We start from the raw sequence: 25,085 nt of genomic DNA, 5'->3' as shown, positions 1-25,085 counted from the left end.
GAGGTGGCCGTGGCGTGGTTGTCGGGGTCAGATGGCGGGTGCGTGGCGGCTGGTGCGCAGTGCGACGCTCAGTGTCTGAGGGCCGTTTCCGCCGAGGTAGACGCGGTTCCCGGTCGTCGCGTCGGTGCCGCCCACCACGGTGTAGTCCTGCCCCGGGTCGTACCGTAGTACGTCGTTGCGGTCCGGACCGGCGAGGGGTTCGCCCGCCTCGACGTCGACCTCGACACGGATCTCGTCGTCGCCGACCCGGTAGGTCATCGGCCCGGTCGTCAGGCACCAGCGTCCGTCGCCGATCGGTGCGGCGCCCTCCACGACTCCCTCGGCAACTCCCTCCACGCGGAAGGTCAGTTCGAGGGACCAGGGCACTCGTGGTCCGCTGATGTCGATGCGCAGGTCGACACCGTCCTCCCGCAGGTCCGCTTCGACGCGGGTCGTGTGGGAGACCTCGTCGCGGGCGCGGTCCGGGAAGGACAGCGCGGCGGAGAAGCGCCCCTCGTCCGCCATGCGGTAGGCGCCGTCGTCCCGTCGTCGGTCCGGCGTGAGCGGCTGGTAGTAGGCGGCCGTGAGGGTTTCGGTGAGCCGGTACTCGTTGTCGGCGAGCTGCTGCATGTCGGCGGCTCGGAACGGGCCGAGGTCGAAGAAGCCCCGGGAGAGGCGGACCGCGTCGAGGACGGCGTCACCGGCGAACAGGCGCAGGAAGGTGGGGTTGCAGGCGAGGCCCGAGCGGATGCGCCGGTGCTCGGGCACGTCCGAGCCGCCGTACAGGACGCTGTGCGCGGTGGCGGAGGTACGTGAGGCGAGGCGTGCCGTGGTCAAGTACCGGTGGCGGGGCAGGGGTTCCGGCTCCGGTGCCGGCAGTTCGCGGCACAGGTCGGGGGTGAGGAGGGTCGCGGCGAGCAGGTCGGGGTCGTCGATGCCGCCGGCCGCCGCCCAGCGCGCCGCTCGGCTGAGGTCGCCCCGGCCGGTACGGATCGCGAGCAGCCGGAAGTGCGCGAGGTAGGGCGCCAGCGGGAACCGCCCCTTCTGGTCCTGCCGTCGCGAGTGGACGGTCTCCACCGTGCCGTCCGGTCTGATGAGGTCCAGGGTCGCGGTGAGGTTGCGCTCGACGGCGTCCCGCAGGTCGGGGCGGTCGAGGACGTCGGCCAGCAGCAGCAGCGACGGGTTGGAGACGTGGGAGGCGTAGACGGCGCTGCGCTCGGAGTACAGGCCCTCCGCGTCGATGTCGACGCCCTCGGCGAGCCACTGCCCGACGCGGTCCAGGAGCCGGTCGTCCGGGAACGACCGGTGCAGACGGGCGAGCGCCGCGCTCAGCTCCCAGCGGTGGTTCGGGGTGTGCACCCCGCCGGTCAGAAGGCCGGCGGAGGCGGCGCCGGCGATCTCGGCGAGCGCGGCCGTGACATCGCGCAGTTCCGGACCCGCGTCGGCGGCGAGGACGTGCGCGTCGCACACGTCGTTGACGGTGAACGCGGAGTCCGGCGGTGACTGCACGTTGTCGCCGCCGGCGAAGAGGCCGGTGCCGGTCTGCGCGACCCGGAGGGCGCCGAGGTGGGCCAGCGCGGCGGCGACGGCCAGACGGCTGTCGTACAGCGCCGAGTCCGGGGAGCGGTATGCCGCGACCAGAGTTTTCACCCGGCGAGCCAGCACGCGGTGGGTCACACCGGCGAGTTGCCCGTCGGGGTCGGCCGCCAGCGGGGCGGCCGACCGGTCGGCCGCGCCGGCCACCGCGCGGACGAACTCGTGGTCGATCGGGGTGGACAAGGTCAGTCCTTCAGGCCGGCGTTGATGTCGGCGCCCATGACGTAGCGCTGGAAGACCAGGAAGATAACGATCAGCGGGATCATCGAGATGACCGAAGCGCCCAGCAGGACCGACCAGTTGATGTTCTGCGCGCCGACGATGCTCTGGATGCCGATCTGCACGGTGAACTTGTTCGGGTCGTTCAGCATCAGCAGCGGCCAGATGTAGTCGTTCCACCGCCACTGGAAGGACAGGATCGCGAGGGTCAGCATGATCGGCCGGGAGATCGGCACCATGATCCGCAGGAAGATCGACAGTTCGCGGGCGCCGTCGATGCGTGCGGCTTCCACGAGTTCGTCGGGGACCGTGATGAAGAACTGGCGGAACATGAAGCAGCCGGTCGCGGTGAGCACGGCCGGGAGGATGATGCCGGCGAACGAGTTGTAGAGGCCGAGGTTGCGGACCACCAGGAACTCGGGGGCGAGCATGACCTCGCCCGGCAGCATCGTGGTGGCCAGGATGCAGATGAAGAACGCCTTGAGCCATTTGTTGTCGTACTTGGCCAGCGCGTACCCGGTGCAGCAGCTGACGCCCACCGTGAGGATCGTCGTGATCACGCACACGATGGCCGTGTTGATGAAGTACTGGGAGAAGTTGGCGCTGCGCCACGCCGCGGAGTAACCCGAGAAGGTGGGGTTGTGCGGAATGAAGGTCAGCGGATACGAGAACAGGTCACTGGCCGGCTTGAGGGAGCTGAGGATGAACCACAGCACCGGCAGCCCGTAGAGGCACGCCAGGATCCACAGCAGTGTCGTCGCGGGTACGGCCCGGCGGAGCCCACCACTGCTCGCACCGCGGGGCCGCTTCTTGGAAACGGCCCGTCCGGAACCGGCGTCGACCTTGCGCGGCATGTCTGTGGTTGTCATCGGTTCTCCACCCGTCGGTTGACGATCAGCTGGATGATCGCGACGGCCATCAGGATGAGCATGAGCACGAACGACGCGGCGCTCGCGTAGCCGATCTGGCCCCGTTGGAAGCCGGTCTGATAGATGTACTGGACCAGCAGGTTGTTCGACGTTCCGGGTCCGCCGTTGTTGAGGGAGACGAACACCGGGTATTCCTTCATCGCGTTGATCGTGTTGAGCAGGATCACGATGAACGAGGTGGGCGCGATGCTAGGCAGCGTGATGCTGATGAACTGCCGCCAGGGGCCGGCGCCGTCGAGCGAGGCCGCCTCGTAGTACGACACCGGTACGTTCTTGATCGCCGCGATGAACAGCAGCATCGAGAAGCCCGTCCAGGCCCAGGACGCCGCGAACACCACCACCAGCAACGACAGGTCCGCGTTGGACTGCCACGGAACGGCCGACCCGCCGAACTTCTCGATGACGTAGTTGACCAGTCCGAAGTTCTCGCCGAACAGCCATCGCCACAGGACACCCACGACGATGGGCGACAGCAGCCACGGGATGAAGAAGATGACGCGGGCGACGGACGCGCCCTTGGCGTTCTTGCTCACCACCAGATTGGCGGCGAGCAGCGAGAGCGCGAAGTTCAGCGGGACGAACAGGACGGCGTACAGCAGCGTCCGGGTCAGCGCGTCGTAGAAGGTCGAGTCCCCGAACAGGTTGTGGTAGTTGTCCAGCCCGATGAACTGGAACGCCCCCACACCGGTGTAGTTCGTGAAGGAGTAGACGAGCCCGATCACCGCCGGCCACACGAAGAACAGCGCGAAGAGCACGACGTTGGCCGCGATGAGGACGAGCGGCGCGAGGGTGTAGGTGCTGCGTCGTTTCCTGGGCGGCCTCACGGACACGTCCGCGGCGCTTTTTGTCATCTTCCTGACTTCCGTGCTGGTGGATGGATTGCTGTGGGCTCACACCGTGAGCCCGGCATAACGTGGGCGGCCAGGGCCGGGCGGCGGTGTTCGATCCCGCCGCCCGGGCCCTTGGACCTACGATCAGCCGCCGACCGCCGTGTTGTAGCCGTCCACGATGTTCTGCAGGGCCTTGTCGACCGACTGCTGGCCGTTGATCGCCTTGCCGAGCTCCGTCTTGGTCGGGTCGGTGGCGAGGCTCTTGCCCTTCAGCACCCAGGCCGTCTGCGCGCCGTTGAAGTAGCCCGAGATCGGGGCGTACAGCGGGATCTCCTCGTTGTACAGCTTGAACGCCGCCTGCGCCGCCGCCGACTTGAAGGGGTACTTCGGGCTCAGACCGCTCTCGACCGGGAGGAACCCGGAGGTCTCGACCAGCTCGGTGTACTGCTTGGGCTCGTACACCCAGGACAGGAACTTCTTCGCGGCGGCGGACGCCGCGCTGTTGTTGTTGAAGCCCACCATCATGCCGCCGCTGTTGACGTCACTGGCCTGCACCGGCTGGGCCGGGGTCGGGACGCTGGCCCAGTCGAACTTCTTGATGCTGTCCGCGAAGGAGGCGACCTGCCAGACACCGGACCAGTAGGCGACGACGTCACCGCTCTGGAACATGGCCGACGGGTCGGCGCCGCTCGTCCACACCGACTTCGGCATGGTCTTGTCGTCGTTGAGTCCGACGAAGTACTTCACGGCCTTCTTGGTCGCGTCGTCCACCGAGAACTTGCCGGAGGAGTCCGCGTGGACGTACTTGCCGCCCATCTCGTACACCATGGCGCGGAGCCGGGACGGCGACTGGTCGAAGGTGAGGGAGTACTTGGCGCCGGTCTTCTCGCGGACCTTGTTGGCCGCCGCGATGAACTCGGTCCAGGTCCAGGTGTTCGACGGCGAGCTCGGGACGGCGACGCCGGCCTTCTCGAACAGCGACTTGTTGATGAACAGGCCGGACGCGGTGACGTCCGAGGGGATGGCCAGCACCTTGCCGGACGAGTCCTTGGCGAGGAAGTTGGCGTTGATGTTGTTGGCCTTGTTGCCGCTGATGGAGCTGAGGTCGATCAGCTTGCTCGACCAGATCGGGTCGAGGGCGGGCACGTCGGCAACATCCGGCAGGGAGTTGGCCTGTGCGGCGTTGTGCAGCTTCGTCGGGTACCCGTCGTAGGGGATGTTGACGAGCTTGACGCTGACGCCCTCTTCCTTCTTGTACTGCGCCACCAGCTTCTTCCAGCCCGCGTCCTGCCCCGGGACCGTGGAGATCCAGAAGGTCAGCGACTTGGAGGTGCCGCCGGAGCCGGAGCCCGACCCGCAGGCGGAGAGGAGCAGGGCCCCTGCCGTGGCCACAGCAGCGAGAGGAACCATCCGGCGCATGCCGCCGCGGACGAGTCGGCGGGAGCTCCGCACACTCACTCTGGTCATCTTCGATCCCTTTTCTTCGTAGCGGAGGAAGCACGGCGCCATCCGAGGCGGCACAGGTGCATTCTGCAGAAAGGTTCGCTTTCCGGGGGCGTGGCCTCGCCCGGCCTCGCCGTTCTGATGGGTGGCATCCCCGGCCCGCTCGGCCGCTGCCGCACAAGCACACCCTGGTGCGGTTGCCGTACTTCTCGTACGGGCGGGAGGCTCACTCCGAGTCGACGTCCCGGCCGACTTAGAAAGCGCTTGTCCGGACATTGGCAGACCGAGTCCGAGGCCGTCAATCCTTCACCCCCGCGGCATCGGTCACGGTTTGGACTCCTCTGGCGACCGCGAGCCGCGCGGCGCCCACCACGGTGCCGAGATCGCCGACCGTGCTGCTCACCACCTCGGTGGGCCAGCTCAGTCGCCCCAGCTCGGTGCGCACCCCGGGCAGCAGCTGCGGGTCCGTGCCCGTGCTGCCGCCCAGGACGATCAGTCCCGGGTCCAGTACGGCGGCCACGGCCGCCGCGAGTCTGCCCACGTCGGCGGCGTGTCGGCCGACCAGCGCGGACGCCGTGCGCTGCCCCTGCGCGGCCAGCGCGAACAGCTGGTCGGCGGTGCCGGGGCAGGGCCCGTCGGTCTCCTGCCAAGCAGCGGCGGCCCGGCGCAGCAGCGAGCGGGCGCCGACGTACTCCTCCAGGGCCTCTCTGCGGGGCTCCACGGCGTCGTCCCAGGGGTAGGGCAGCCGGGCCAGCTCACCGGCCGCGCCGTTCGCGCCGCGCAGCACCCGGCCGCCGACGACGATGCCGAGACCGATACCGACGCCGATCCGCAGATAGCCGAAGGTGTCGCGGCCCCGCGCTGCGCCCTCGTGCAGTTCGGCGAGCGCGGCGCAGTTGACGTTGTTCTCCAGGTGGACCGGTACACCGGGCGGCAGGGCCACCGCCATGGCGTCGAACACCGGGCCCGCCTTGGCGGTCGCGGGGCGCATCCCGGCGCCGACCCGGTTCCGCGCGGCGACGTCACCGACGGCGACGACGACCGTGCGCAGCGGGATGCCGGCGGGCAGCGCGTCGAGGGCCTCGCGCACGGCGTCGGCCGCGTCCTCGCGGGACTCGGTGGCCTCGGCCAGCAGGGTGCCGTCGAGGGCACAGCCGCGCACCCGGGTGAGGGCGGGGCCGAGGTCGACGGCGAGTACGGCACCGGCGGCCGGGCCCAGGCGGTAGACGGCGGCGTTGCGGCCCGTGCCGCCCGAGGCGGTGCCCGAATGGGCGGCGAGCTGGACGTTCTCCAGTTCCACGACGGCGGAGGACACCGTCGGTTTGGAGAGGCCGGCCAGGCTCGCGAGCTGCGGGCGGGTCGCGCTGCCGGCTCTGGCCAGCACCTCGAACACCGCGCTCGCGCTCTCGGTCAGCCGAGACACCCGCGCCACGACGTGTTCCACACTTCCCCCAGTTCACAGGCCGCGCGCCCGGAGGGTGTCCATGGGGCGCGGCGATGGGATGTCCTGGCGTCACGCGGCCCCGGACAGTGGTCCCCGTTGCCTGATACGCGATGCCTCTTGACGCACTGTACTTCGTTAGTTAACTTCCTAACGAACGTCACGGTACTCGCCTGCCGTGGTCCGACAGAAGCCCGTCCCGGGGCTTCCCTAGCGCTTCAACTTCCGTCCCCCCGGACACGGTTCGCCCACCGTCGCAGCACAGCGCAACGACGAAAGAGGTTCCGTGCAGGACTCCACGCCCCTCGTGGTCGGCATCGACGTGGGTGGCACCAAGACACATCTGCGCGCCTGCGCGGGCTCGGATGTCGTCGCCGACCACGTCCGTGCCAGCAGCGGCTGGCGGCCGCACGACATCGCGACCGCCGCCGACTGGCTGACCGCACTGGTCCATGACTCCCTGCCCGCACACGCGCGCCCGTCCGCGGTCGCCGTGGGCGGGCACGCCTGTGAGACGCCCCGCCAGTGCGCCGAGATCCGGGCCGCGCTGGAAAGGCGTCTCGGGATTCCCGCGCTCGTCGTGGGGGACGCCGAACTGCTCGTCCCCGCGGCCGGGTTGGACAAGGGGGTCGGCCTGGTGGCCGGCACCGGTTCCGTCGCGGTGGGCCTGCTCGCCGACGGCAGCCGGCTCCAAGTGGGCGGCTGGGGTGCCGTACTGGGCGACGAGGGCGGCGCCGCCGGACTCGTCCGCGAGGCGGCCCGCGCCGCCTGGGCCGCGCACGACCGCGGCGAGGCTCCGGACCCGCTCGCCCTGGGACTCGTCGAGGCGTTCGCCGTGGCCGAAGTGCCCGCGCTCGGCGCCGCGTTGGAAAGCGCTTCCGACGTCTCCGCCGAATGGGGCCGCCACGCCCGCGCCGTCTTCACCGCGGCCGACGCCGGCTCGCTCCTGGCACGCGGGGTGATAGCGGAGGCCGGCCGCTCCCTTGCCGCGCTCGTCGTACGGCTCGCCGAACGCGGCGTCCCCGTCGACGACGTGGTGGTCGCGGGCGGCACCGTCCTCGCCCAGCCCCGCCTGTACGAAGCCTTCACCACCGCGCTCGCCGAGCGGGTACCGGGGGCACGGCCGCAGCCCATCCGGGTACCGCCCGTCGAGGGCGCGGTGGCACTGGCCCGATCGATCCTGTGAACCGCACAACTCCCGTTCACCCGGGGGTCATGTGACGGACGCCGAACCCCCTCCGCAGGGACACGGCCCGCCGTAAACCTTCGCACGTACGCGTCAGTAGACGTATGCGCTTTCATACGTCACACGCGCACCACGAACCACAGCAGATCGCACGACCCCACCGGCCCCCTGGGCCGTAGAACTCAAGAGAGGCACACACCCATGCCGTCACCCGCCGGGCACCGCACTGACGCCGGTCGACTCGCAGTGAACAGACGTGGTTTCCTCAAGACCTCGCTCGGCGCCTCGGCCGGTGTGGTCGCAGCGCCCACGCTGGTCAGCTGGCTGGCCGCCGCGGACGCCAAGGCCACCACGGCTCCGCTCGCGTTCGTCGACGACTACAAGACGAACGTCATCACGAACCTCACGCCCGAGACCAACGCCGTGGTCCGGGTCCTCGGCGGTATGGCCCGGATATGGAAGACGGGCGCCACCTGGAACACCGGCACCCCGCTGCGCCCCGAGATCCTGCGCGCCAACATGCGGTACTGCATCGACCTCACCACCCACCGCACCGAGGCACAGGCCAAGGAGGCCTTCCTCTACGACCGGCAGCACCAGAGCTACGCGATGATCGCCGGCCTGGGTCCGCTGGCCGACCTGTACAAGTCGGGTGCCCTGGCGGTCACTTCGATCACCGGCGCCCCGGACGGTACGCCCGCCACCACGATCAGTGACGCCGTCCCGGCCGGCGCGCCCGCCGGTTCCGCGCTCGGCGCCGGCTCGCACGACTCCGCGCTCGGCAAGGTGGCCGAACTGGTCGACACCCTGCGCGGCAACTACGCGTCGGGCAACCCGGGCAAGTACGCCTACCAGTACCCGCGCCCGTGGCGCATGAACGAGAAGAGCGAGGTCGTCGACACCGGCACGGTCGACGCGCTCGGCTACCCGGTGTACGACTCCAAGGTGATCGTCGCGCCCCAACTCCTGCGCCAGCGCAGCACGTCTCCGGTCGACGACGGCGGCTTCCCCAGCGGCCACACCAACGCCTTCCACCTGGCGGGCCTCGCCTACGCCTACGCCGTACCGGAGCGTTTCCAGGAACTGGTCACCCGCACCCTGGAGTTGAGCCACACCCGGATCATGGCCGGCATGCACTCCACGGTCGACGTCATGGGCGGTCGCATCATGGCCACCGCGCTGGCCGCCGCCACCCTCGCCGACCCGGCCAACGCCGAACTCAAGGCCGCCGCCCGCGCCCAGGCCCTCGCCTACTTCGAGGCGCAGACCGGCACGACGGCGGACACCCTGTACACCTACGCGCACTCGGCGACCACCGCGACCGACCCGTACGCGGACCGGACCGCCAACTCCCGTGTCGTGCAGCCCAAGTTCACCTACGTCCTGACCCGCAGCGGCCGGGACACGGCGCTGACCGTGCCCAAGGGCGCGGAGGTGCTGCTGGAGACCCGGCAGCCGTACCTCTCCGCGGCCCAGCGGCGCGAGGTGCTGCGCACCACCGCGCTCCCCTCCGGCTACGTCCTGCTCGACGGCTTCGAGCAGTGGGGGCGCCTCAACCTCTTCGCGGCGGCGGACGGTTACGGCTCCTTCGACTCCGATGTGGTCGTCACCCTCGACGCGGCTGCCGGGGGCTTCGGCGCGGCCGACGCCTGGCGCAACGACATCGACGGCTGCGGTGGCCTGACCAAGCAGGGCACCGGGACGCTCACCCTGACCGGGCACAACGCGTACACCGGCGGGACCGTTCTCACGTCCGGTGCGCTGGTGGCCGGTTCGGCGCACGCGCTCGGCCACGGTGACGTGAGTGTGCTCGGCGGCTCGCTGCGGGTCTCCGAGTCCGTGCAGATCCACGGCACCTACACCCAGCAGTCCGCCGGCCTGGAGGTCACGCTGCGCTCGGGCCACCAGCCCGCCGTCGAGGTCACCCGGCGTGCGACGCTCGGCAAGGGCAGCACGCTGTCCCTGCGGCTCGACGCCGAGCACCCGCCGGCCGCTGGCTCCACGGTGCGCGTCCTGGGCGCCTCGGCGCTGCGCGGCCAGTTCGACAGCATCACGCTGAACTCGGACAAGCTGCGGGCCGTACCCGTGTATACGGCGGAAGGTCTGTCGGTACGACTCCTGAAGCGGTGACGCCCCTGGTGGCGGGAGCGATGCGACAGTAGGGCCATGACCCGGCTCCGGATCGCTCCCGCCACCGAGCGGCCGGCCTCACCGCAGGGCGGATGATGGCGCGCGAACAGCACTCGGTCCTCGACCCCGGCACGCTCGACGACGGCGGCGGGCCTCCGCCGCGCGCGACCGAGAGCCGGCCGGTCCGCCTCCGCGCCGGGCTGCGGCGCCACCGGCGGTGGCTGCTGCCGCTCCTCGTGGCACTGCTCCTCGCGCAGATGGCCGCCGTGATGGTCACGACCGCCGTACAGCAGACCCCGACCATCGACGAGCCGGTGTACGTGGCCACCGCCACCGTCTATCTGCGCGAGCACAGCCTCGACTACAACCCCGAGCACCCGCCCCTCGGGAAGCTGGTGATCGCCGCCGGAATCGCCCTCGCCGACCCGCACTTCGACGCCTCCTACAAGGGCGACCAGGGCGAGTTGGGCCGCCATCTGCTGTACGAGTCGGGCAACGACCCCTGGCGGCTGATGTTCTGGGCCCGGCTTCCGGTGATCGTGCTGACGCTGCTGTTCGGGCTGGTCGTCTTCGCCTTCGCCCGTGAACTCGTGGGCGCGGCAAGGGGGTTGGCGGCACTCGCCCTCTACGCGTTCTCCCCCGACGTGATCGCACACGGCTCGCTGGCCACCCTGGACGTACCGCAGGCGGGCTTCCTGCTGACGTCGGTGTGGCTGCTGTGGCGGGCCCGGCGGCGGCCCCGGCTGTACGTCCCGCTCGCGGGCGCCGCGCTCGGTGCGGCCGTGGCGACGAAGATGAGCGCCCTGCCCGCCCTACCCGTGCTGATGCTCCTGGCCGTGGTGTCGGTGTGGTCCGCCCGCCGCCCGGCCGACCGGGCGGCCCGGCGGCGGGCGCTGCTCCTCGGCGCCGCGAGCGCGGTGGTCGTCGCGCTGGTGGCGGTCGCCGTCGTCTGGGCGTCGTATCTCGCGGTCGATCCGCGGTTGCGGTTCACGTCCACGGAACCGGTGCCCGCCATCCACGGGTTGCGCGGGCGGGTGGTCGAACTGCTGCCGTTCCCGCGGGCGTTCCTCGACGGGATGCGCATCCAGTTCGGTCTTGAGGACTACCCGTGGCAGGGCTTCCTGTTCGGGCACCTCTACACCGGGTCCCACTGGTACTACCTGCCCGCGGCGCTCCTGGTGAAGACCCCGCTCGGCATGCTCGCCCTGTGGGCGGCGGGAGCCGTCACGGTCGTGGCGGTACGGCGGCTGCGGCCGGCGGCGCCCTATCTGCTCGGGCCCACCGCGGTGCTGCTGGCCGCGGCGATGGACGGCTCGCGGGACTTCGGTACGCGGTACGCGATCTTCGTGCCGATGTTCCTGGCGGTCGCGGCGGCCTGTGTGCCGGTGCTGCGATGGCGGTGGGCTCCGCTGTCCACGGGGCTGCTGGTGGCGTTCGTCGCGGTCAGTTCGCTGCGGACGTTCCCCTACTATCTGCCGTACTCCAACGAGGCGTTCGGCGGTCCGGCGAAGACCTATCTGCGACTGCACGACTCCAACGTGGACTGGGGCCAGGACCTCGGCCGGCTCGCCGACCGGCTCCGTGAGCGGTACGCGGGCGAGCGGATCTGGCTGGTCTACAAGGGCAGCGGTGTGCCGTCGTACTACGGCATCGAGTCGTCCGATCCGCGCAAGGCGGGGGTGGGCGAGGTGCACGGTCTGCTGGTCGTGTCGGACACCGCGATCGACAAAGCACGGGGGAACCTGGCCGAGTTGATCGACAGCAGTCGTTCGATCGATCAAGTCGGTCATTCGATCACCATTTACCGGCGCTGATCGCCCACTGGTCACAACGCTCTGTGAGCTATCTTGAGTGACCGTGGGAGACAAAGGAGGCGGATCCGTGCCATCGCCGCAGCAGGCACGTGCCCAGGCATCCGCGATCACCTCGGGAAAGACCGACCCGGAAGTCGGGGCGGCGCCGACTTCCCAGCTCCGCGAACTCTTCGACGGGCCACGGCTGTCGCCGGGCCAGCGGCGCATCGCCCAGTACCTGATCGAGCACATCACCGAGGCCGCGTTCCTCTCCATCACCGATCTCGCGGAACGCGTCGGCGTGAGCCAGCCCTCGGTGACCCGGTTCGCCGCGGCGGTCGGCTTCAGCGGTTACCCGGCGCTACGGGAGCGGCTGCAGGCGATCGCCCTGCGCACCCTCGCGGGCGGCCCCGCGGCGGCCGAGGTGAACCGCAGCAACGAGCTGCAGGCCGCGGTCGACGCCGAGATCGAGAACCTGGAGAACCTGCGCCGGGACTTCGCCGACCCCGACCGGCTGATCGAGGTCGGCCGCGAACTGTCGGCGTCCACCCCGCTGACCGTGCTCGGCCTGCGCATCTCCGTCTCGCTGGCCGAGTACTTCGCGTACGCCGCACGCCGTATCCACCCCGACGTACGGCTGGTGACCAGGGGCGGCAGCGTCGCCTACGACGCGATCCTGCAGTCCCGCGAGGCGGGCGGCACCTGGCTGCTGGCCTTCGACATGCCGCGGCACGCGCACGAGACGCTGACCACGCTCCGGGTGGCCCGCAGCGCCGGGCTCAAGGTGGCCCTGGTGACCGATCTCGCGCTCGGCGCGCTGGCCGACGAGGCCGACATCACCTTCGCCATCGGCACCGGCTCCCGCCTGGTCTTCGACTCCTACGCGGCGCCGGGCGTGATGGCCGCCGCGCTGCTCCAGGCCATGACGGACGCCGATCCGGAGCGCACCCAGGCCCGCCTGGAGGACTACGAGCAGATCGCCGAGCAGCACCAGTTCTTCATGCGGGACTGACCCGCAACTCCCCCCTCCAATCACTTCAAACCGGGATCATTCCGCCCATTTCACGCATGAATGTTTTCATACGCCTTGCAAAGCGGACGGCATATATAAATACTGCTCACGGATCGCGTCCGGCCCACTCCGGACCCGTTCCGCACCCGTGAGCCCAGCGCTCGCACCCGCCCCGAGAAAGCACCGGTCCGCCCATGCGCACGCCGCTCCACCTGCCGCGCCGGCGACACCCGTCCCTCGGGGCTCCTGCACGGACACCCTCAGCCGCCGTCTCCTACCCGCGTCGGCGCCAGGGGTGTTCGGTCGGGCATCGCCTGCGCGAGCGCCCAGGGCGGCCCCGGTCATCCCCTAGACCGGGGCCGCCACACACCGTCGGATCACCCCCCGCGACGCCGCACACCGGGAAGCGATGACATGCAACTCACCACCACCCGCATCAGCCAGGACTGGCCCTGCCAGGTCAAGACGCCCGGCAGTTACGACTGGGAGCGCTCGGCCGCCAAGTGGCTGCGCGAGCTGGTGCCGGCCCGCTACGCCAGCTACCCCGCGTTCATCCGCCACCCCGTGCTGCTCGCCCGTCATGCGCAGATCCAGGTCCAGCACGAGATCCGCGTGGCCCGCACCGCCCTGCAGACCGCCCGCGCCGACCTGCCCGGCATCGGTCTGCCGGAGTCGGTCATCGAGCACACCATCAAGCTGTACGCCGCCGAGCTCCTCCAGCTGCAGCACATCGCGCGCAGCGTCCGCGCGGTGACCGAGGCACTGGTCGGTCACAGCACGGGACGCTGACCGGCGTCGGGCGCGAGCTCTACTGGCCGGCGTCGAGTGTGGTGCGCGACTCCAGGTCCTTGCGGGTGTCGTCGCCGTAGACGCCGTTCTCGTCGCCGCGGATGCCGTACCAGAGCTGGAAGCGGGCGACCGCCTCCTTGAGGGTCGCGTCGTACCGACCGCTGGTGGAGCCGTTCTCGTAGACGTTGGGGATGCGCAGCAGGCGTTGTTCGAGCTCCGTCACCTGGGCTCCGCTGTCTCCCTCGCGGAGGGTGCCGGCGCCGTCGGGGTCGGCGGCGCTCGTGGCGGTGGCGGAGGTCACCGGGGTGGGTGTGGTGACCGGTTGTGCGGTGCTGGCCTCGCCTCTGCCGGGCAGCAGGAGGGCACAGGCGAAGCCGACCAGGGCGGCGGCGCTGACCCCGATGGTGATGGCGGCCCGGCGGAGTCCGGGGCCGAAGGGGCTGTCGCTCGGCAGCGGGCGCAAGTCACCGCGTACGGGCGGCAGTTCCTGCGTCTCGTCGTCGGAGCCGAAGAACGGCCGGGGCACCGGGACCGACTCGAAGACGGAGGAGTCCCGGCGGGGCTCCCGCATCAGCTCCGCGAGATTGTCGGAGCGGCGGCGGCGCAGTACACGGGCGGGTTCCAGGACCGGGCCGCCGGACGGGGCTCCCGATTCGGGCGGTGTAGACACACTGCTCTCCTTCCGTTCCGCGCGCACGGATCTCCGCCATCCTCCTGGAGAGATACGCGCGCAGGGCCTCAGGAGTTCAGGTCAGGCTCCGACGAACCGGTGCAGGGATGCCTTCAGCGCGGCGACGAACGCGTCCCGGCGCGTGTCGTCGAGTGCCTCCAGTGACAAGTAGGGGTTCAGGTCCTCCAGTTCGACCAGCAGCAGTCCGCCGTCCGGGGCGCGGCAGGCGTCGACGCGCTGGATGCCGTGGTCGATGGTGTTCCAGTCGACGAACCGCTGCGCGAACTCCAGGTCGGCGGCGGTGGGTTGATAGGTTTCGAGCCGCCAGCGCTGGCCGGTGTCCGGGGCGTGGAGGGCGTACTGGAAGTCGTGGTCGATGAAGTAGAAGGAGACCTCGTACGAGAAGTCGACGCACGGCTGGACCAGGACGCTCCCGTCGGCGAGGGCCGCCAGCCGGTCGGCCGGGACGATCCGAAGCCCGATCGAGTCGGCGCCGAGCTTGGGCTTGACCACGTACCGGTCGGTGCGCGGCAGCCGGTCCAGGTCCTCGATCCGGTCGACGGTCGGGATGACCGGGAATCCGGCGGCGTCGAGGTCCAGGAGGTACTGCTTCCCCGCCATGTCCGCCCGGCCCGAGAGTTGGTTGTAGACGCGGGTCCCGGCGTCGGTCGCGCGCTCGCGGAACGCGTCGTACTCCGTCCGGTAGGCGAGGACGGGACCGCTGTTGCGGACCACGACCGCGTCGAATCCGTCCATCAGCCCTGCCGCGTCCAGCGGATGACACAGCGCCAGGTCGAAGTCCTCGCGCAGCCGGGAGGTCAGCTCGATGTCCTCGTCGCAGTAGCGGCGCCCGCGTGCCTGGTAGGCCAGGTCGGTGACGTACAGGATGCGGGGGCGGGCCGGAGGCAGGGAGGGCATGCCGGTTCTCCTTGGCTGAGGGCGCGGAGAGCGTTCGCGCGTAATGATCAAAACGGTCGGACCGTGTTCACCAGGTGGGCGGGCCGTCTCCGCAGGAAGCGCGGATCCTCAACTCGGGGAGGAGTTCCACGTGTTGACGAGGGACCGGCCGCGCTCCGGTGCCGCGCTCGGCGAGCCGTCCCAGCAGCAGCTTCGCGGCCAGCTCCCCCACCGACCGTTTCGGCGGGGCGACGGCGGTGAGCGGGACGTCGGCGAGCGGGGCGACCTCGTCGTCGTAGGCGATGAGCGCCAGGTCGTCGGGGACGCGGATGCCGCGGGACTGGAGCCGGGGCACGAGCACGATCGCGTCCTCGTCGCTGTGCACGAGGGCCGCGGTGACCCCGCGTCCGCGCACCGCGTCGGCCAGGAAGTCCACGCTCGCCTCGTAGTCGCCGTGTTCGCGGACCGAGGGGGCGCCAGGGGCGGCTTCGAGACCGAGGGAGCGTACGGCCGACTCGTAGCCCGCGGTGATCTGCGCGGCGTGCGGGCCTTCCTGGAGTACCGCGGTGATCCTGCGGTGGCCCAGGGCGGCGAAGTGGCCGACGGCGACCGCGGCTCCGTGGGCCCGGTCGGTGCGCACCCGGTCGAGGGCGGCGGCCGGGCTGCCGGGCGGGGCGGCGCGTTCGACCAGGACGGTGGGCACGCTCCGGTCCACGAGCCACCGCTCCTGCCCGTCGACGGGCACTCCGCCGGACCAGCTGGGCGCGACGAGCAGTCCCTGCGCGCCGCCCGCGAGCAGATGCCCGGCCTGCACGGCGTCCTCCGTGTCGACGTATCCGGACACCCCGAGGACCAGCCGGCCGCCCTGGGCCCGTACGGCCTCGCGGGCGCCGCGCACGATGTCGGCGAAGATCGAGGCGGTGGTCGGCACGATCATTCCGATCACCGGGCCCTCGTCGGGGTCCCGCCGCACCGTCGGCTCCACGACGGCCCCGCCCGGCCACACCACCGCGCCGTGCAGTCGCCGCACCCGGCCCTGCGTGGCCAGCGTCTCCACGTCGCGCCGCAGGGTGACGGCGGAGACGCCCAGTTCCGCGGCGAGTTCGGCGACCCGCAGGCTGCCGCGCTCCTTGACGAGTTCGAGCACCCGCTCATGGCGCTGGTCGACGTGAAGTCGCATGGGTCCCCCTGAAGGCACTGCTGGTCGCCGTCACTCTATGCCTCGGACCGTATCGACCGTCTCGATCGTCTCGACCGCATCGGCTGCCGCGCTCCGCCGTGGGCCTCAGGACGTGCCTCAGGGGACTCAGTTCCCTTTTGGCAGCGCACTGAGTGCCATCCGTGTCGGCCTGGTGCTACGTTCCCGTCCATGAGCTCCAAGCCGCCCATGCGGGACGCCCTGGTCGCGGCCGCCTTCCAGTTGTTCCTGGAGCGGGGCTACGAACAGACCACCATCGACGACATCGTGGCACTGGCCGGGGTCGGACGGCGTTCGTTCTTCCGCTACTTCCCGTCGAAGGAGGACGTGGTCTTCCCCGACCACGAGCGCTGCCTCGCCGACATGACGGCGTTCCTCGCGTCCGGCGGCGACGAGCACGAACCCGTGCAGCGGGTCTGCGACGCGGCCCGGCTCGTGCTGCGGATGTACAACGAGAACCCGACGTTCTCGGTCCAGCGCTACCGCCTCACCAAGAAGGTGCCGGGACTGCGCGCGTACGAGCTGTCGGTGGTGTGGCGCTACGAGCGGGCCCTCGCCGACTATCTGCGCGGGCGTTTCGCCGGGCGCCCCGACGGCACCCTGCAGGCCGATGTGATCGCCGCCGCCGTGGTGGCGGCGCACAACAACGCGCTGCGTTCCTGGCTGCGTTCGGACGGGCAGCGCGACGCGGCCACCGAGGTGGACCACGCGCTGGGGTACGTGCAGTCCGCCTTCGGGCATCCGCCGGTGTCCGCCGCAGTGCAGGTGCGCCAACAGCCCGAGGACGTCGTGGTGGTCGTCTCCCGGCGTGACGCGCCGCTGTGGCGCGTCGTCCAGGAGATAGAGTCCGCGCTCGGCCGCGACTGACCCGGGAAATACGAGGGTACGCAGTATCTTTACGCTTGGCACTGAGTGCCATACGCTGTGGTCGTGCACGGTGGCACGGCGAACCGCGCACCCGCGTGCCCGGCTCGGCCGCGCACGCGGGATTCCGGCCGAGCGCAGGGAGTTGACAGCGTGTACCAGCACTCAGGATTCGCGACCCGTCCGGCAGTCGGCTCCCCGGCGGGCGTACTCGAACCGCGCACCCCGGACGGGGACACCATCCTCTTCCAGCGCTGCACCTGGTGCGGCACCGCGATGTACCACCGGCTCCTGTGCCCGGTCTGCCAGGGCGGCGACCTGCGCACCGAGCGCAGCGAGGGCACCGGCACGGTGCGCCACTCGACGGTCGTGCACCGCAACACCCCCGCCGCCCGCAATGTGTCGCTGATAGAGATGGCCGAGGGCTTCGTGGTGCGCGGCCGGGTCATCGGCCATCCCCTCGGCATCCACAGCGGCGACCGCGTCCGGCTGTCCACGGCCAAGGACCCGGTGCGGGGCGAGCCCGTCTTCCAGCTCCTCGACGAGCCGTACCGCGCCTGGCACTGACCGTCTACCGGCCGGCAGACGGCTCCTGAACGGCCGTGCCGCACGGCCGAGTTCGGGCATGTGCGCGCCGAAGATCGGCCGAATCCTCCTCCACAGGCAACCCACAGGCTCCGCTTCCCGTCCTCCGGGGCGCGAGGGGCTCCCGGGACCGACGGGGCGCCCGCGTCTGGGGTTCGAGGAGGAGAACACATTGTTCCGTGCCCGGCGAATATGGGTCACGGCCGCGGCGGTGCTCGCGGTGGCGGGTGGGGTGTCCGGGTCCGCGCAGGCGGTACCACCGGCGGAGACCGGACCGTTCACGGCCACGGCAACGGCCGACGACGGCACTCTGCCACCGGGTTGGCGGATCACCGGGAAGGGGTCGGCGCAGCAGTTGGTGTGGCGCTCGGGCCGGCAGGTGCCCATGGGGGACGCCCGGGTCGAGTTCCATGCCGGTGGCCGGCTCCTCGGCGTACCGAGACCGGCGAAGGACGGCCGGACGTTCCGGCTCGGCCTCGGTGCCGCCTCACCCGGGAAACTGACGGACCTTCAAGTCCTGGCCGGCGGACGGCGGTTGGACGCCGCCGGTGACACCTCCGGCTCCGGCGGCGGACGTTCGGAGACCGCCGCGCAACGCCCGGCCCTGCTCCCGCCCGGCGCGATCGATCCCGGCAAGCCGGGTGCGTACCGTACGACGACCGGTGAGTACGCCCTCAACTCGGTCCGTCTGCCCGGGTATTCCACGCCGATCGAGATGAAGGCCGTCGTGGTCGCACCGAAGGGTGCCACCGGCAAGCGGCCGCTCGCGCTGTTCCTGCACGGCCGCCACTACACCTGCTACAAGCCGGGCACCGAGGACATCACCGGCGACTGGCCCTGCCCGACCGGCACCAAGTCCGTCCCGAGCTACCGGGGTTATCTGCGCGACCAACAACTTCTGGCCTCCCAGGGCTATGTGACCGTCTCGATCTCCGCGAACGGCATCAACGCCCAGGACGCCGAGGCCGAGGACGCCGGCGCCCAGGCCCGTTCGTCGCTGGTCCGGCTCCACCTGGCCCACTGGGCCGACTGGTCCGCCCACCCGCGGACCGCTCCGGCGGTCGTCCGCAACGCGCCGCCGGCCGACCTCTCCCGCGTCCTGCTGATCGGCCACTCGCGCGGCGGCGAGGGCGTCAACCGGGCGGCGATGGACAGCCTCTACCCGCCGCCGGCCGCGCAGGACGGCTATCACGGCCCGGTGCGCTGGAAGATCCGCGGCACCGTCCTCATCGGCCCGACGATCTTCGGCCAGAACCCGGTGGCCGACGTGCCGTCGGTGACCCTCCTGCCCGGCTGCGACGGTGACGTCTCCGACCTCCAGGGCGAGGTGTACGTCGACGGGACACGCGGAGTCAGCAGGGGTGCCGCACTGCACAGCGCGGTCTACGTCGAGGGCGCCGACCACAACTTCTTCAACACCGAGTGGACGCCGGGCCAGGCGCAGGCGCCCGCCGAGGACGACTTCTACAACGACCCCGACCAGCGGGACGCGGTGTGCTCGCCGGGCACCGCGACCCGGCTGACCGCCGACCAGCAGCACCGGGCCGGCTCCACCTACATCGCCACCGCGGCCCGGCTGTTCGTCGCCGGTGACGACCGGGCGCGCGAGCTGCTCGACGGCTCGGGCCGCCGGGCGCCCTCGGCGGACCCCGCGCGGGTCCTCACCCACGGGGTGGGCGCGAACCGCGGCGCCGGCTTCCTGCCCGACGGTCAAGTCACCGTGTCCGGCGGCAGGTTGTGCTCCGCGGTGGATCCCGACCCGGCCGCCGCGTGCCTGAACGACAACAACACGGGTATCTCGCCGCACTTCGCGCAGTGGGACACCACCAAGGAGTTCGGCCGCCGTGCCGTCGCGCTGCGCTGGTCCGCGGCCGGTTCGCCGACGACGGTGCGTCCGGACAAGCCGGTCTCCCTCAGCGGCGCCAAGTCCCTCGCCCTGCGGGTGATCGTGCCGCCCAACACCACCGGCACCCAGCTCGACGTGTCCCTCACCGACGCCTCCGGCCACCGCGCCACCCTCGGCCGGGTCCGCGTCGACGGCCTGCCCGGCACCGGGCGCACCGCCTCCTACTGGGCACGCGAGGTCCGGGTGCCGCTGACCGCGGCCACGCGCGCCGGACTCGATCTGCGCCACGTCAAGTCCCTTGCGCTGACCCCGCGTTCGCGCTCCGGCCAGGCGTGGCTGATGGACGCCTGGGGCTGGCGTCCGGGCACTTTGGCGGCCGTCGCGGCCCCGCTCCCGCGCGTCGACATCGGCCGGCTCACCGTCAAGGAAGGGGACTCGGGCGTCAAGACGTACCGCGTGCCCGTCCAGGTCTCCGGCCGGGGCAGCGGCCAGGTCCGGATCTACCTCAGCGACCCGGCCACGGGCCGGGACACCTCACGTCTGGTGACGGTCCGGCCCGGCGGCCACGACCTCGACGTATCCGTCGAGGTGAAGGGCAACACCCGCTTCGACTACGGCGCCCAGCACGACCTGATCGTGAAGGCGGTGCACGGCGCGGTGGTCGGCGCGCATCACGGTGGCGTGACCACCGAGAACGACGACCCGATGCCCACGTACACCGTCACCCCGATCGCGGACCGGGTCACCGAGGGACAGCCTCTCAAGTGGAAGGTGACGCTGTCGACGCCCGCCGACGTGGACATCAACCCCGCGTTCGTCGTCCAGCCGGTCACCACGGGGCCGGAGTTGTCCACCCTCGATGTGGACGCACAGTGGCTCCGCGAGAACTCCGGAGAGGAGCCCGCCCCGGAGCGGCCCCTGTCCCAGGTGGCGAACCTGGCCCTCTGGACGACCGTCCCGGCGGGGCAGTCCAGTGCGGAGATCAGCCTGCCCACCATCACCGACCAGGTGACCGAGCAGCCCGAGTCCGTGCTCTTCCGGGCCATGGACGAGAACGGCGAGCCGCGCGCCGACGGACCCGTGCTGACCGGCACGGTGCTCGACCCGTCGTAGCCGACCGCCCTGCGAAGTGAAGGGGCCGCAGCCCGAAGGCTGCGGCCCCTTCTCCGTGCGGTGGGTCAACTCGGCTGTTTCGTGCCGCCGTTCATCTTGGCGCGGTTCTCGGTGAGGAGTTCCTGCACGCGTTGTTCGATCTCGTGGGCGTCCAGGCCCAGGGCGGCTCCGATGTGGGCCGACCACACCTCGGAGCGGAGGTTGGTCTCGAAGTCGAGGTCGGCGCGGACGTTCTCACGGGCCGCCTGCCGGTTCTGGCTCACCATGACGAAGGTCGACAGGAAGATGGCCTCCAGGCTGACGATCATCGTGAGCAGTCCGTACGGGTACGGGTCGAAGATCCCGGCCCGCCCGAGGAGCCCTTCGTTGAGGGCGATCCAGACGGCGAACCACAGGGCGTGCAGATAGACGAAGAGCATGGTGCCGGCGAAGGCGGTGATGGCGTCGGCGACCCGGTCCTGGGTGCTGCGCATCCGGGCGAAGACGATCCGCTCCTGCCGCAGCCGCAGGTCGGCCGGGTTCAGCGCGGGGTCCACGGGCGCTCCCTGGGTTCGGTGTGCACGGGGTCCGCCCTCAGGGCTTGAGGGTGACGCGGATGCCGACGGTGCCGTCGAGCCCGCGGCGCAGCCGGCTGCCGAGCAGCGTGAGACGGCCGGTGAGGCCGTACTTGCGCTTGATGAGGGCGCGGTAGCGGGCGGCGGTCTCGGCGTCGGTGAGCTCGGCGGTGCCGGGGACCTGGTCGCCGGTCGGGTTGCCGCGCAGGTCGCAGGGGCCCACGAGGACATCGGCGCGGGCCCGGATGCGCTTCACCTTCCAGGAGTCGGCGACCGTCCACACCCCGAGGGTGTCGCCGTCGCGCACCACCCACACCGGGGTGGGGACCGGGGAGCCGTTCTTGCGGTAGCTGGTGATCAGCAGGTACTGGCCTGCGCCGAGCCGGTCCAGCGGGGTCTCGTCCATGGTCGGCAGTCTAAGCACCCGAGTGTGCCCGCAGGAGATCGAGATACCGGCGGGCGAAAAAGTATGCGTCCCCGGGCCAGCGCGCCGACAAGTAGCCGCCGTCCTCTACGACGAACGCGTGGGTGTCGTCGCTCGCGGTGCCGCGCCGGGTGAGTTCCCTGGGGCCGCGTTCGAACTGGGTGCCCGGGTCGTCGAGGGCGGCGCGCACCTCGTCCTCCACATAGGCCGGGTAGGTGCGGTAGTAGCGGCCGAGGCGCCAGGCGGTGGTCAAGTAGGCGGTGCGTTCCATGTACTTGGGCAGGCAGGTCGTACGGCGTCCGGCGAGGACGCTGCGGCCGGTGGCCGGGTCCTGGGTGCGGGCCAGGACGAGGACGCCGTGGCAGATCGCGCCGACCGGGCGGCCGAGGGCCCAGAACTCCCCCACTTTCGCCCGCAGTTGGGCGGAGCCGAGGTACTGGCGCATGCCGGGCGCGTGGCCGCCCGGCAGCAGCAGTCCGTCGAAGCCGGTCACGTCCAGGTCCGTCCAGGCGACCGTGGCGCCGAACTCCGGTGCCTCGGTGAGCTGTTGGTAGAACCGTTTGGGTTCGTCCTCGGCGCCGAGCTGTCCGAAGAGCACGCCGGTCAGCAGCCGGGGGTCCGCGGCGGGCCGGGTCCCGGCCCGCTCGGTGGCGAGGACGACCTCGTGCCCGGCGTCGGTGAGCACTCGCCAGGGCACGGCGACCTCGGTGACGTCGAAGTCGCGGTCGGGGACCGGCATCAGCACACGCATGGGCTCATCATGGCAGCCGGGTCAGGTGTTCATGACAGCATGGCGGGCGTCAACCGAGTGCCGCCACCATGCGCCGTACGGCTTCCGTGATCACCTCCGGAGACGTGGCGAGATTGAGCCGTACGTGCCCGGGACCACCGGTCCCGAAGTCGATGCCGGGGCTCAGCGCGACCCTGCCCCGGTCGAGGAAGAGTCTCGCCGGATCGTCGCCGAGGCCGAGCGCACGGCAGTCCAGCCAGGCGAGGTAGGTGGCCTCGGCCGGTCGGTACGTGATCGCGGGCAGGTGCTCGGCGAGCAGATCGGTCAGCAGCCGGCGGTTGTCGTCGAGGCCGGTCAGCAGGACGTCCAGCCAGGCGGTGCCGTCGCGCAGGGCGGCGGTGTGGGCGATGACGCCGACGTGACTCGGGCCGTGGCCGACCTCCTCGGGCAGCCGGGCCAGGTCGGCGGCGGACGCGGGTCCCGCAACGGCCAGGGCGGCCTTGAGTCCGGCGAGGTTCCAGGCTTTCGACGCCGACATGAGCGACAGCCCGCGCTCCGCGCCCGGCACGCTCAGGTAGGGCACGAAGGCGGCGCCCGCGGCGACGACCGGTGCGTGGATCTCGTCGGCCACGACCCGCACGCCGTACCGCTCGGCGAGGGCGGCGACGGCGGCCAGTTCGGCGGCGGTGTGCACGGTGCCGGTCGGGTTGTGCGGGCTGCACAGCAGATACGCGGCCCGCCGCCCGCCCTCGGCCGCGCGCCGGAACGCGTCCTCCAGGGCGCCGAGGTCGATGCGCAGGTCCGCACCGAGCGGCGCCTCCACCACCTGCCGGTCCATATGGGTCACGAACTGGAAGAACGGCGGGTACACGGGCGGGTTCAGCACCACCGTTTCGCCCGGCCCGGTGACCAGCCGGAGCATCTCGACGACGCCCAGCATGACGTCCGGCACGATCCGGGTGCGTCCCACGGCGAGCCCGTCCCAGCCCCAGCGCTTCTCGGCGAACGCGGCGAGCGCCTCCGCGTAGGCCGTTCCGGCGGGATAGCCGGTGTCTCCGAGGGCGAGCGCGTCCGTGACCGCGCGAACCACCGCGTCGGCGAGCGGCACGTCCATCTCGGCCACCCAGACCGGCAGCACGTCCTCGGGGTAGGTGCGCCATTTCATGCTGGTACGACGTCGAAGGCGGTCGAGGGTGAGCGCGCGCAGGGGATTCGGCTCACCGGACGCGGCCTGCGGGTTGCTGGTCATGGGGCTCAAGATAGGGGGACCACGGCTCGTGGGCGACGGGCCGCGCCGAGCACCGCCGAGGTCAACTCGGGTGTCCGGAGAGCGTGTTGCCGTCGGCGGCCGAAGCCGATCTTCCAGACGGTGAACGGGAGGCTGCCGGGCCACGTATGGAGGAAGGGCACCTCAACGACCAGAGGGCCTCGCGGTGTTCGGCACCGCACATTCGGGGTTCGGGAGCCAGGCATGAGGCACGCACGACGACGGGTCGTCCGGCGAGTGACACGGTTGACGGCCGTCGGCGGACTCCTGCTGGGAGGTGCCATGGTCACCCAGGCGGCCATGGCGAGTGACACCCCGGCCAGGGACGCCGCCACGCTCAGCGCGCCGCAGACGCCCGCGGACAAGGGTTCCGCCCTGGTGGCGAAGCTCGGTTCGGCCCGTACCGCGGGCAGTTGGGTCGACTCCGGCGGCCGTACGGTCGTCGCGGTGACCGACAAGGCGACGGCGGCCGAGGTGACGAAGGCGGGCGCCGAGGCGAAGGTCGTGCCGTACAGCATGAACCAGCTGAAGTCGGCCGCGACCACGCTTGGTTCGGCGCCCAAGATCGCGGGCACCGCGTGGGCGATGGACTACCGGAACAACAAGGTGCTCGTGGAGGCCGACAGCAGTGTCTCCGCCACCAGTTGGGCCGCGATGACGAAGGTCGCCAAGAGCATCGGCGCCTCGGTGGAGATGCAGCGCACGCAGGGCAAGTTCACCACCCGGATCAACGGGGCGCAGCCCATCCTGTCGACCGGCGGACGTTGCTCGGCGGGCTACAACGTGACCAACGGGCAGACCGACTTCATCCTCACGGCCGGGCACTGCGGCCCGGTCGGCTCCATCTGGTTCGCGGACAACCAGGGCGACCAGCAGTTGGGCAAGACGGTCTCCGACAACTTCCCCGGCAGCGACTTCTCACTGGTGCAGTACGCGAGCGGTTCGGCTGGCGAGGGCGCGGACGTCGTCGCGATCGGCAACGGCAGCGGGGTGACGATCACCGGCCTGGCCGACGCGGCCGTGGGCGAGAAGGTGTTCCGCAGCGGCAGCACCAGCGGGCTGCACGACGGTGAGGTGACCGCGCTCGACGCGACGGTGAACTATCCCGAGGGCACGGTGACCGGCCTCATCCAGACCACGGTGTGTGCCGAACCGGGCGACAGCGGCGGCCCGTTGTTCTCCAACGGCATCGCGCTCGGGGTGACCTCGGGCGGCAGCGGCGACTGCAAGGCGGGCGGTACGACGTTCTTCCAGCCGCTGACCAAGGCACTGGCCGCGCTCAACGTCAAGCTGCTGGTGGCGCCGAAGACGGCCGCCTCGCCCGCGCCGTCCGCCTCGGCGGCCGGCAGCGGGGCAGCCGCCGGTACGATCACGCCCGGAACATCGGCACCGGCGACGAACACCACGGCGGGCACGACGACCCTGGCGTCCCGGCTCACCGACCCCAAGAACGTGGGGCCGGGTCTGCTGGTGATCGCGGGAAGTCTGATCGCGCTGGTGGCGACGCGCTGGATCCGCGCGGAGCAGGACCGCAAGGCCTTCCAGCGGCACTATTCGGCGATGTGGGGCTGATCACGCGGGGAGTCGGTC

General features: G+C 71.1%; 21 protein-coding genes. 9 read left to right on the top strand and 12 right to left on the bottom strand.

Annotated elements, in window-relative coordinates:
* Positions 1-27 precede the first annotated feature (27 nt).
* The 5 genes from OC490_RS16475 to OC490_RS16455 form a co-directional block, all read right to left on the bottom strand.
* Positions 28-1,758 carry a hypothetical protein gene (locus OC490_RS16475; protein WP_262058688.1) on the bottom strand — a complete coding sequence of 577 codons (1,731 nt, stop codon included), beginning with the start codon at positions 1,756-1,758 and terminating at the stop codon, positions 28-30.
* A gap of 2 nt (positions 1,759-1,760) precedes the next feature.
* The gene (locus OC490_RS16470) at positions 1,761-2,663 is read right to left on the bottom strand and encodes a carbohydrate ABC transporter permease (RefSeq protein ID WP_262058687.1); all 903 of its coding nucleotides are present in this window, start codon (positions 2,661-2,663) and stop codon (positions 1,761-1,763) included.
* Positions 2,660-3,574, bottom strand: coding sequence for a carbohydrate ABC transporter permease (locus OC490_RS16465; RefSeq protein WP_262058686.1), 915 nt, complete (start codon positions 3,572-3,574; stop codon positions 2,660-2,662). The genes OC490_RS16470 and OC490_RS16465 overlap by 4 nt, the downstream gene beginning before the upstream one ends.
* A 123-nt stretch (positions 3,575-3,697) precedes the next feature.
* Complete coding sequence (locus OC490_RS16460) at positions 3,698-5,020, bottom strand: ABC transporter substrate-binding protein (protein ID WP_262058685.1); 1,323 nt, start codon at positions 5,018-5,020, stop codon at positions 3,698-3,700.
* 274 nt (positions 5,021-5,294) lie between these two features.
* Positions 5,295-6,428 (bottom strand): ROK family protein, encoded by a 1,134-nt coding sequence (locus OC490_RS16455; protein ID WP_262058684.1) that lies wholly within the window; start codon positions 6,426-6,428, stop codon positions 5,295-5,297.
* 295 nt (positions 6,429-6,723) lie between these two features.
* Between OC490_RS16455 and OC490_RS16450 the strand changes: the two genes are divergently transcribed.
* From OC490_RS16450 to OC490_RS16430, 5 genes are all read left to right on the top strand, one after another.
* Positions 6,724-7,623, top strand: a complete 900-nt coding sequence (locus OC490_RS16450; protein ID WP_262058683.1) for an N-acetylglucosamine kinase — start codon at positions 6,724-6,726, stop codon at positions 7,621-7,623.
* A gap of 201 nt (positions 7,624-7,824) precedes the next feature.
* A complete protein-coding gene (locus OC490_RS16445) occupies positions 7,825-9,753 on the top strand; it encodes a phosphatase PAP2 family protein (RefSeq protein WP_262058682.1) in 1,929 nt (642 codons plus the stop codon).
* Positions 9,754-9,845: 92 nt separating this feature from the next.
* Entirely contained in the window at positions 9,846-11,567 is a 1,722-nt protein-coding gene (locus OC490_RS16440) for a phospholipid carrier-dependent glycosyltransferase (RefSeq protein ID WP_262058681.1), read from the top strand.
* A 67-nt stretch (positions 11,568-11,634) separates the two neighbouring features.
* Positions 11,635-12,558, top strand: a complete 924-nt coding sequence (locus tag OC490_RS16435; protein WP_262058680.1) for a MurR/RpiR family transcriptional regulator — start codon at positions 11,635-11,637, stop codon at positions 12,556-12,558.
* A gap of 414 nt (positions 12,559-12,972) precedes the next feature.
* Positions 12,973-13,347, top strand: coding sequence for a hypothetical protein (locus tag OC490_RS16430; protein WP_093623389.1), 375 nt, complete (start codon positions 12,973-12,975; stop codon positions 13,345-13,347).
* A 19-nt stretch (positions 13,348-13,366) separates the two neighbouring features.
* Here OC490_RS16430 and OC490_RS16425 read toward each other — a convergent pair whose 3' ends face one another.
* The 3 genes from OC490_RS16425 to OC490_RS16415 all read right to left on the bottom strand — a co-directional run bounded on the left by OC490_RS16425 (position 13,367) and on the right by OC490_RS16415 (position 16,094).
* The gene (locus OC490_RS16425) at positions 13,367-14,017 is read right to left on the bottom strand and encodes a peptidoglycan-binding protein (protein WP_262058679.1); all 651 of its coding nucleotides are present in this window, start codon (positions 14,015-14,017) and stop codon (positions 13,367-13,369) included.
* 81 nt (positions 14,018-14,098) lie between these two features.
* Positions 14,099-14,926 (bottom strand): hypothetical protein, encoded by an 828-nt coding sequence (locus OC490_RS16420; protein ID WP_262058983.1) that lies wholly within the window; start codon positions 14,924-14,926, stop codon positions 14,099-14,101.
* A 76-nt stretch (positions 14,927-15,002) separates the two neighbouring features.
* Positions 15,003-16,094, bottom strand: a complete 1,092-nt coding sequence (locus tag OC490_RS16415) for a substrate-binding domain-containing protein (protein WP_262058678.1) — start codon at positions 16,092-16,094, stop codon at positions 15,003-15,005.
* Positions 16,095-16,301: 207 nt separating this feature from the next.
* On the opposite strand from OC490_RS16415, the gene OC490_RS16410 reads away from it, so the two are divergent.
* The 3 genes from OC490_RS16410 (at position 16,302) to OC490_RS16400 (ending at position 20,520) form a co-directional block, all read left to right on the top strand.
* The gene (locus OC490_RS16410) at positions 16,302-16,979 is read left to right on the top strand and encodes a TetR/AcrR family transcriptional regulator (protein WP_262058982.1); all 678 of its coding nucleotides are present in this window, start codon (positions 16,302-16,304) and stop codon (positions 16,977-16,979) included.
* A 150-nt stretch (positions 16,980-17,129) separates the two neighbouring features.
* Positions 17,130-17,543 carry a Zn-ribbon domain-containing OB-fold protein gene (locus tag OC490_RS16405; RefSeq protein WP_262058677.1) on the top strand — a complete coding sequence of 138 codons (414 nt, stop codon included), beginning with the start codon at positions 17,130-17,132 and terminating at the stop codon, positions 17,541-17,543.
* Between the two features lie 190 nt (positions 17,544-17,733).
* Positions 17,734-20,520, top strand: a complete 2,787-nt coding sequence (locus OC490_RS16400; RefSeq protein ID WP_262058676.1) for a hypothetical protein — start codon at positions 17,734-17,736, stop codon at positions 20,518-20,520.
* A 65-nt stretch (positions 20,521-20,585) separates the two neighbouring features.
* Here OC490_RS16400 and OC490_RS16395 read toward each other — a convergent pair whose 3' ends face one another.
* From OC490_RS16395 to OC490_RS16380, 4 genes are read right to left on the bottom strand one after another with little or no spacing between them, the layout of a single operon-like run.
* The gene (locus OC490_RS16395; protein ID WP_262058675.1) at positions 20,586-21,056 is read right to left on the bottom strand and encodes a DUF1003 domain-containing protein; all 471 of its coding nucleotides are present in this window, start codon (positions 21,054-21,056) and stop codon (positions 20,586-20,588) included.
* A 37-nt stretch (positions 21,057-21,093) separates the two neighbouring features.
* Complete coding sequence (locus OC490_RS16390; protein ID WP_262058674.1) at positions 21,094-21,480, bottom strand: PPOX class F420-dependent oxidoreductase; 387 nt, start codon at positions 21,478-21,480, stop codon at positions 21,094-21,096.
* 10 nt (positions 21,481-21,490) lie between these two features.
* Positions 21,491-22,249: a type 1 glutamine amidotransferase domain-containing protein gene (locus OC490_RS16385; protein WP_262058673.1), complete on the bottom strand. Its 759-nt coding sequence runs from the start codon at positions 22,247-22,249 to the stop codon at positions 21,491-21,493.
* A gap of 49 nt (positions 22,250-22,298) precedes the next feature.
* Complete coding sequence (locus tag OC490_RS16380; RefSeq protein ID WP_262058672.1) at positions 22,299-23,477, bottom strand: MalY/PatB family protein; 1,179 nt, start codon at positions 23,475-23,477, stop codon at positions 22,299-22,301.
* A 222-nt stretch (positions 23,478-23,699) separates the two neighbouring features.
* On the opposite strand from OC490_RS16380, the gene OC490_RS16375 reads away from it, so the two are divergent.
* Positions 23,700-25,067 (top strand): S1 family peptidase, encoded by a 1,368-nt coding sequence (locus OC490_RS16375; protein WP_262058671.1) that lies wholly within the window; start codon positions 23,700-23,702, stop codon positions 25,065-25,067.
* Positions 25,068-25,085: the final 18 nt, after the last annotated feature.

The sequence above is a fragment of the Streptomyces sp. STR69 genome (assembly GCF_024519455.1).
Lineage (GTDB): Bacteria > Actinomycetota > Actinomycetes > Streptomycetales > Streptomycetaceae > Streptomyces.
The sequence above is the reverse complement of the archived record's forward strand: the minus strand, read 5'-3'. Positions and strand labels throughout refer to the sequence as shown.

Bases quoted from the DNA above. Each gene is read 5' to 3' on its own strand.
- OC490_RS16445 (WP_262058682.1), top strand. From the start codon at position 7,825: ATGCCGTCACCCGCCGGGCACCGCACTGACGCCGGTCGACTCGCAGTG.
- OC490_RS16465 (WP_262058686.1), bottom strand. From the start codon at position 3,574: ATGACAAAAAGCGCCGCGGACGTGTCCGTGAGGCCGCCCAGGAAACGA.
- OC490_RS16375 (WP_262058671.1), top strand. From the start codon at position 23,700: ATGAGGCACGCACGACGACGGGTCGTCCGGCGAGTGACACGGTTGACG.
- OC490_RS16380 (WP_262058672.1), bottom strand. From the start codon at position 23,477: ATGACCAGCAACCCGCAGGCCGCGTCCGGTGAGCCGAATCCCCTGCGC.
- OC490_RS16460 (WP_262058685.1), bottom strand. From the start codon at position 5,020: ATGACCAGAGTGAGTGTGCGGAGCTCCCGCCGACTCGTCCGCGGCGGC.
- OC490_RS16430 (WP_093623389.1), top strand. From the start codon at position 12,973: ATGCAACTCACCACCACCCGCATCAGCCAGGACTGGCCCTGCCAGGTC.
- OC490_RS16440 (WP_262058681.1), top strand. From the start codon at position 9,846: ATGATGGCGCGCGAACAGCACTCGGTCCTCGACCCCGGCACGCTCGAC.
- OC490_RS16415 (WP_262058678.1), bottom strand. From the start codon at position 16,094: ATGCGACTTCACGTCGACCAGCGCCATGAGCGGGTGCTCGAACTCGTC.
- OC490_RS16390 (WP_262058674.1), bottom strand. From the start codon at position 21,480: ATGGACGAGACCCCGCTGGACCGGCTCGGCGCAGGCCAGTACCTGCTG.
- OC490_RS16410 (WP_262058982.1), top strand. From the start codon at position 16,302: ATGCGGGACGCCCTGGTCGCGGCCGCCTTCCAGTTGTTCCTGGAGCGG.
- OC490_RS16470 (WP_262058687.1), bottom strand. From the start codon at position 2,663: ATGACAACCACAGACATGCCGCGCAAGGTCGACGCCGGTTCCGGACGG.
- OC490_RS16385 (WP_262058673.1), bottom strand. From the start codon at position 22,249: ATGCGTGTGCTGATGCCGGTCCCCGACCGCGACTTCGACGTCACCGAG.